Source organism: uncultured Aureimonas sp. (assembly GCF_913775355.1).
In the GTDB taxonomy this organism is placed as follows: domain Bacteria; phylum Pseudomonadota; class Alphaproteobacteria; order Rhizobiales; family Rhizobiaceae; genus Aureimonas.
Window position 1 is genome coordinate 1 of record NZ_CAJYIU010000248.1, and the last position, 5,584, is coordinate 5,584.

At 73.5% G+C, this 5,584-nt stretch carries 5 protein-coding genes; 1 reads left to right on the forward strand and 4 read right to left on the reverse strand.

What is annotated here, in order from left to right; genetic code table 11:
* The coding region (locus tag QZ753_RS14935; protein ID WP_294644692.1) for an AraC family transcriptional regulator at nucleotides 1–660 on the forward strand (660 nt) is incomplete at its 5' end.
* Here the strand turns inward: QZ753_RS14935 and QZ753_RS14940 are convergent.
* The 4 genes from QZ753_RS14940 to QZ753_RS14955 all read right to left on the reverse strand — a co-directional run bounded on the left by QZ753_RS14940 (nucleotide 629) and on the right by QZ753_RS14955 (nucleotide 5,313).
* Entirely contained in the window at nucleotides 629–1,570 is a 942-nt protein-coding gene (locus QZ753_RS14940) for an AraC family transcriptional regulator (protein ID WP_294644697.1), read from the reverse strand. The two genes, QZ753_RS14935 and QZ753_RS14940, sit on opposite strands and share 32 nt — an antisense overlap.
* Before the next feature lie 139 nt (nucleotides 1,571–1,709).
* Entirely contained in the window at nucleotides 1,710–2,678 is a 969-nt protein-coding gene (locus QZ753_RS14945; RefSeq protein ID WP_294644693.1) for an AraC family transcriptional regulator, read from the reverse strand.
* The gene (locus QZ753_RS14950) at nucleotides 2,675–4,135 is read right to left on the reverse strand and encodes a chemotaxis protein CheW (protein WP_294644695.1); all 1,461 of its coding nucleotides are present in this window, start codon (nucleotides 4,133–4,135) and stop codon (nucleotides 2,675–2,677) included. The genes QZ753_RS14945 and QZ753_RS14950 overlap by 4 nt, the downstream gene beginning before the upstream one ends.
* The gene (locus QZ753_RS14955; RefSeq protein WP_294644696.1) at nucleotides 4,132–5,313 is read right to left on the reverse strand and encodes an adenylate/guanylate cyclase domain-containing protein; all 1,182 of its coding nucleotides are present in this window, start codon (nucleotides 5,311–5,313) and stop codon (nucleotides 4,132–4,134) included. The genes QZ753_RS14950 and QZ753_RS14955 overlap by 4 nt, the downstream gene beginning before the upstream one ends.
* Between the last annotated feature and the right edge of the window lie 271 nt (nucleotides 5,314–5,584).

Sequence of the window (5,584 nt, forward strand, 5' to 3'; positions counted from 1 at the left end):
ATCCTGCGCAGCCTCGTGCGCCTCGCGCCCACCGCGCTCGACGCCTGCCACAACACGCTGATCGACGGGACGGCGCCGCTCGGCCAGCTCTTCGCAGGCCAGCTCGCCCTTCTTGCCGGCTCCGGTCCGACGCTCTCGATGGCCGACGGCGACGCCTTGCGGGAGACCATCGGCACGCTGGCCGCAACGCTTCTGGCGGCCTCGCGGCCGCTCGCGTCCGCGCAGGTGCTCGACCTGCCGGTCGCAGCGATCCTCGCCTTCATCGAGCGCAACCTCTCGCGCACCGACCTGTCGCCGACCCTGATCTGCCGGCAGTTCGGCCTGTCGCGGTCCGCGCTCTACCGTCTATTCGAGCCGATCGGGGGCATTGCCGCCTGCATCCGCGACCGCCGTCTGGAATGCGCGCGGCGGCATCTGATGGCGGCCGGAGAGGGGCGAGGCAGCGTCGCGCGGCTGGCCCTGTCGGTGGGTTTTCCCAGCGATTCCGCGTTCGCCCGCGCCTTCCGGACGCGCTACGGCGTCGTGCCGAGCGAGGCGCTGTCGCGCGGGGTCGCCTGCCGCGACTTCGTCAACACCGGCCGCTGGCGGCGCAACTGGCTTGAGAACAGCGCGACGAACGACGGAGGGCTTACGCCTCGCCCGGACCCCTCAGCCGCGTGACGCTGTCGATCCACTTGCAGGGCGTGTCGAGGGAGGGCGCATCGACGGGGATGGCCTGGCCGCGCGCGGCGCTCGGCGACGCGTCGAAGGCACGGCGGAAGGCGCGCGAGAAGCCGGCCGCATCGTGGAAGCCGCAGCGGTCGGCGATGTCCTGCAGCGGCACGCCCGGCAACTCCTGAACGAGCCGCCAGGCGAGGGCGAGGCGCTCGGCCTGGACGAAGGCGTGGACCCCGCCGTCGTCGGCGAAGAGATGGTAGAGCGTCGCCCGCGACACGCCGCACGCCCGCGCGAGCGCCGCAATGTCGATCTCGCCCTTGCCGAGACGGTGGCGGATGACGTCCTCCGCGCAGCGCCGGGCCGTCGCGCGCAGGAAGGGGCGGGCGGCGGGCACGTCGTCCGTCAGGCCGGTTCCCGACAGGAGGATCAGGAAGGCGTCGATCGCATGATGGGCGGCGGGCGCTTCGATTTGGTCCATGCAGGAGAGGAGCCCCTCCAGATGGATCTGGGCGAGGCGCGCCAGCGGTGCCGAACGCATCAGCACCATGCCGTGCCGCAGCGCCGGCAGGTGTCGCTCGACCGTGCTGCGCGGCACGATCAGATTGAGATCGGCCTCGTCCGTGCTTTCCTTGACGTAGGGCTTGCCGAGATCGATCACGCTGATGTCGCCGGAGGCGACGTCGACCTCTGTCTCGCCATAGATGCCGCGATAGGAGCCGCGGCGATACATCTGGAAGGCGATCTGGTCCCAGCCGCCGTTCTTCGCGTGCCGGACCGTGTGTTCGTAGCGCTGGGCCGAAACGTCGGTCTCGATCAAGAGTGCGCCGTCCCAGTGCGCCGCCGACATGCGGCAGCGAAAGTCCGACGAGCCGGGCGCGAGACGGCGAAGAACGGGCTCGTGACGGCTGTCCAGGCGTCGAAGCGGTCGCGAGGGGCAAGGTCTTCGAGGTCGAGCTGCTGCATGGCTTAAGGTCGAGCGCCGGGTCGGCGATACTTAGCCGGGCTCGCGTCGCGATGCCAAGGGGCGGCGGTCCGAAAGTCCGGCCCGACCGTCAGTCCGAAAGCCACAGCGTGAATCGGGGGTCGACGTCGCGCTCGCCCGACGCGCGATGGAGCGCGCGGAAGGCGAGGGGGGCGAGCCCGAACCGGTCCGTGAAGCGTCGCGAGAAGCCGGCCCCCGACGGGTAACCGACGATCTCCGCGATCTCGCCGATGCGCCGCGCCGCGGCCTCCTCGGACAGGAGGAGCGCTGCGGCATGGCGAAGGCGCGCGTCCTGCAGCATCGCCGCGACGCCGCCTTCCGGCGCGGCCGTGCGGTAGAGGACGGCTCGCGAGACGCCGAGCGCCTCGGCCAGCCGTTCGGGATTGAGGTCGCGCCGAGCGGAGTGCGAAGCGAGAAAGCGGCGGAGCGACAGGAGGCGCTCCCGGCCCGCATCCGTGGAGGGCTCTCCGGCCGCGCCCGGCCCGGCGGTCGCGAGGTGAACCAGCGCCCGAACGGCCGCCTGCGCCTCGCGCGGGGCGAGGCCGCCCGCTTCGCCGAGGAGGTGATCCGCATGGTAGGCGACGAGATCGGACGGACCCTCGCCGGCACGTCCGATCGCGCCGTGCGCCGACGCGCCGGCGAGCTCCCTCCGCCAAAGGACGATCGATGCCTCGAAGGGGGACGTGGCGGACAGATCGAACCCCCGGCTCATGTCGAGACGGACGTGATCGTTCGGCAGGAGCGTCCGGGTGCCGCGGTCCAGTGCGACCGCGAGCGATCCCCGTCGCACGATCAGGATCGCCGGGTGATCCCAGCCGCCCCGGCGTTCGGCCATCGGCTCGCGGACGAGGCGGAGCCCTTCGGCCGCAAGACGCAGAAACAGAGCGCCCCCCACGGCCACAGCGTCGAGCGCGACCGGGAAGCGCACGGCGTCGGCGGCGGGCAGCGTGAAGAGCGGCCGGAGCCGTGCGCGGAGCCGGTCCCGGTCGTCGCCCGCCTCGAACCGTTCGTGGCGGGCGAGCGGGAGGATCGCCGTCACCGCAACGCCGCCGGCATCAGGGGCAGCAGGCGGTCGATCATCAGGATCGATGCGAGGCGCCCGTCGGCAGCCTCGAAGACGCCCGACACGGGCAGCCGGTCCTGCGGCTCCACCGCGTCGATCCGCGAGCGCTCCACCGCCTCGATCCGCAGGACGCGGTCCACCGCCAGCCCGGCGAGCGCACCCTCCAGCCGGACGAGGACGCAAGGGGGATGCCCGGTGCGCGGCGCCCCGCTGCCGGGCAAAAGCCGGTCGCGCAGATCGAGCATCGGCACGGTCGTCTCGCCGACATCGGCGACGCCGGTGAAGCCGGTGTCACTGCGCGGCAGCGGGGTGAGGCGCACCTCGGGGCGGATCCGCTCCACCCGGTCGAGGGGGAGGGCGAAGGCGTCGTCACCGACCGAGACGACGAGCAACTGTGCGGCTTCGCCGGTCCGGGCATCGGGGCCGGGGCGCTCGGGCGCGGAGGCTTCGAGCCGCTGCGGCATGAGGTCGCCGATCTGCGCTGCGACCTGCGCCAGTAGTTCTTGCGGGTCGACCAGCCCGACGATGCGCCCGCGCTCGTCGACGAGGTAGCTGGCGATCCCCGCCGCGGCCTCGGTCATCGGGTGCGGATCGTCCTCCTCGAAGAAGACGATGCCCTGCGCCTGCTCGACCAGAAGGGCGACCACGCCGCGGGCGAAGGGCAGGACCAGTGCGGTCCGGGCGCCCGGTGCCGGCTCGTGGCCGAGAAGACGCCGCGTATCCAGGGCGAGGATCGGAGTGCCGTGGCGGTCGACGAGACCCGCCACGAAGGGCGGCGCGCCCGGCATCGGGCGGACGGCCTCGACGAGGAGGATCTCCTCGATCGCGGCCGACGGCACGGCATAGGGCTCGCCCCCCGAGACGATCGAAAGGAAGGGCGTCCGGGCGCGCGCATTACCCTCGAGCGGCGCGGCGGCGTCGGCCGGCTCGATCCGGGCGAGGAGGCCGGCGCCCTCGGCCGGCGGCAGGTCGGCGGGCGCAAGGCTCCCGGCAGCCCAGAGCGCGGGAAGGTCGAGGAGCGCGACGCTCCGCCCGTTCCACTCGAACCGGCCGGTGAGGAACCCGCCGGCCAGCGCGTCGACGCTCTCCTCGTCCGCGATCGTCTCCGTCCCGATCTCGGCCATGGCGAGGACGGCGTCGAGGCGGAGCGCGCGCACGTCGTCGCTCTGCGCGGCCACCACGAGGACGCCGGCGCCCTCCGCCGGGCGCGGGCCGCCGAAGAGGGGGGCGAGCGTCATCTGGACGACCGCCAGGTTCATGGCGAGGACCAGCCCGTCGATCAGCGGCGGCGAGAAGGGCAGGGGCGTCACGGGCGAGGGCTCGGTTACGCCGAGGACGCCCGCGAGCGGGAGGGCGGCCGCCCGGCCCCCCGCCTCGCAGACCAGCACGCCGATGGTGGCCGTCGCCCGGTCGGGGCGGGATGCGGGGGTCATTTGTCGGTCAGCGTCCAGACGCCGGTCCAGCCGGCGGGCGGATCGAGGGCGAGGCGGCGGGCGCGGTCGGCGAGAAGGCGCGACGGGGCGTCCGTCGCCGCATCCGCCTCGAAGAGCGCGGCGGCGGCCGCGAAGTCGCCCTGCCGGTAGAGCGTCAGCGCCTTGGCGAAGCGGCGTTCCGTCCGCGGGTCGATCGGCTCCATCCGCAACTCGTGGACTTCGGTCGCCCGATCCTGGCCGACGACGCGCGCGATGTCGATGAGCCGGCTCGCGCCCGATCCGGTCCCCGCAGCCCGAACCGTCTCGCCGCAGGCGATCAGCGGCGTGCCGTAGCTCTTGGTGCGGCTTTCGAGCCGCGCGGCGAGATTCACCGCGTCCCCGATCACGGTGTAGTTCAGGCGGTCCGGCGAGCCGATGGTGCCCGCGATCACCGGGCCGGTCGCGAGCCCGATCCCGATGTCGACCGGCGGCTCGCCCGCGGCAAGGCGCGGCGCGTTGAAGAGCGCCAGCGCGCGGATCATGTCGCGCGCCGCGCGGATGGCGCGCGCGGCGTCGTCGCCGCGCGAGAGCGGGGCCCCGAACAACGCCATCACGGCGTCGCCGATATACTTGTCGATGACGCCGCCGTGCTCGCGGATCACGTCGGCCATGAAGGAGAAGTAGTCGTTGAGGAGGCGGACCATGCCCGCCGGCCCGAGGGCTTCCGAAAGGGCGGTGAAACCGCGCAGGTCGGCGAAGAGGATCGAGACGGTCCGCGTCTCGCCGTCGGCGGCGCCGGGCGCGGCGTCGATCATCTGGTCGGCGACGCTCGTCGACAGCGTGCGGTCGAGGAGCGCCTTCATCCGGCGCTCCCGGCTGATGTCGTCGAGGAGCAGCGCCGCGCCGGACGGCTCGCTCCGACGGGCGACCGTCGCGCGCAGCGGGGTCCAGGACCCGTCGGCGCGCGCGACCTCGATCGCCTCGCGATGGGTGGGGGCACCCAGCGCCGCCCCCAGCGCCTCCCATACGAGGTCGGCGATCGCCGCGTTGTAGTCCGCAAAGATCTCATCCGCGCGGCGCCCCGGCCGGACCTCCGCCTCGCCGAGAAGAATCGCGGCGGCCGCATTGGCCCCTGCCAGCCGACCCTCGGCGTCGAAGCGGAGGACGGCCGTGTCGACGAGGTCGAGAAGGCCCGCCATTTCGGGGGCTCCGCCGCCTGCCGATCGACCTCCGCCGCCGACGCGGTCTCAAGGGCGATCGCCGCGACGGGAAGGTTGGCGGCGCGCCGGACGGTCGCCACGATCTCGGAGGCGCGGCGCTCGCGGATGTCGAGGCTGACGGCGCCGGACGGCTTGCCGATCGCCGCGAAGGCTCCGAGGCGCAACGCCTCGCGGCGCTCGGCGGCGTCCTCGTCGGCCACCAGCGAGGACAGGATCACCACCTTGCAGGGCGAGCGCAGACCGAGGCGCC

Coding starts and splice junctions, on each gene's coding strand:
- QZ753_RS14950 (WP_294644695.1), bottom strand. CDS start 4,135: ATGACCCCCGCATCCCGCCCCGACCGGGCGACGGCCACCATCGGCGTG.
- QZ753_RS14955 (WP_294644696.1), bottom strand. CDS start 5,313: ATGGCGGGCCTTCTCGACCTCGTCGACACGGCCGTCCTCCGCTTCGAC.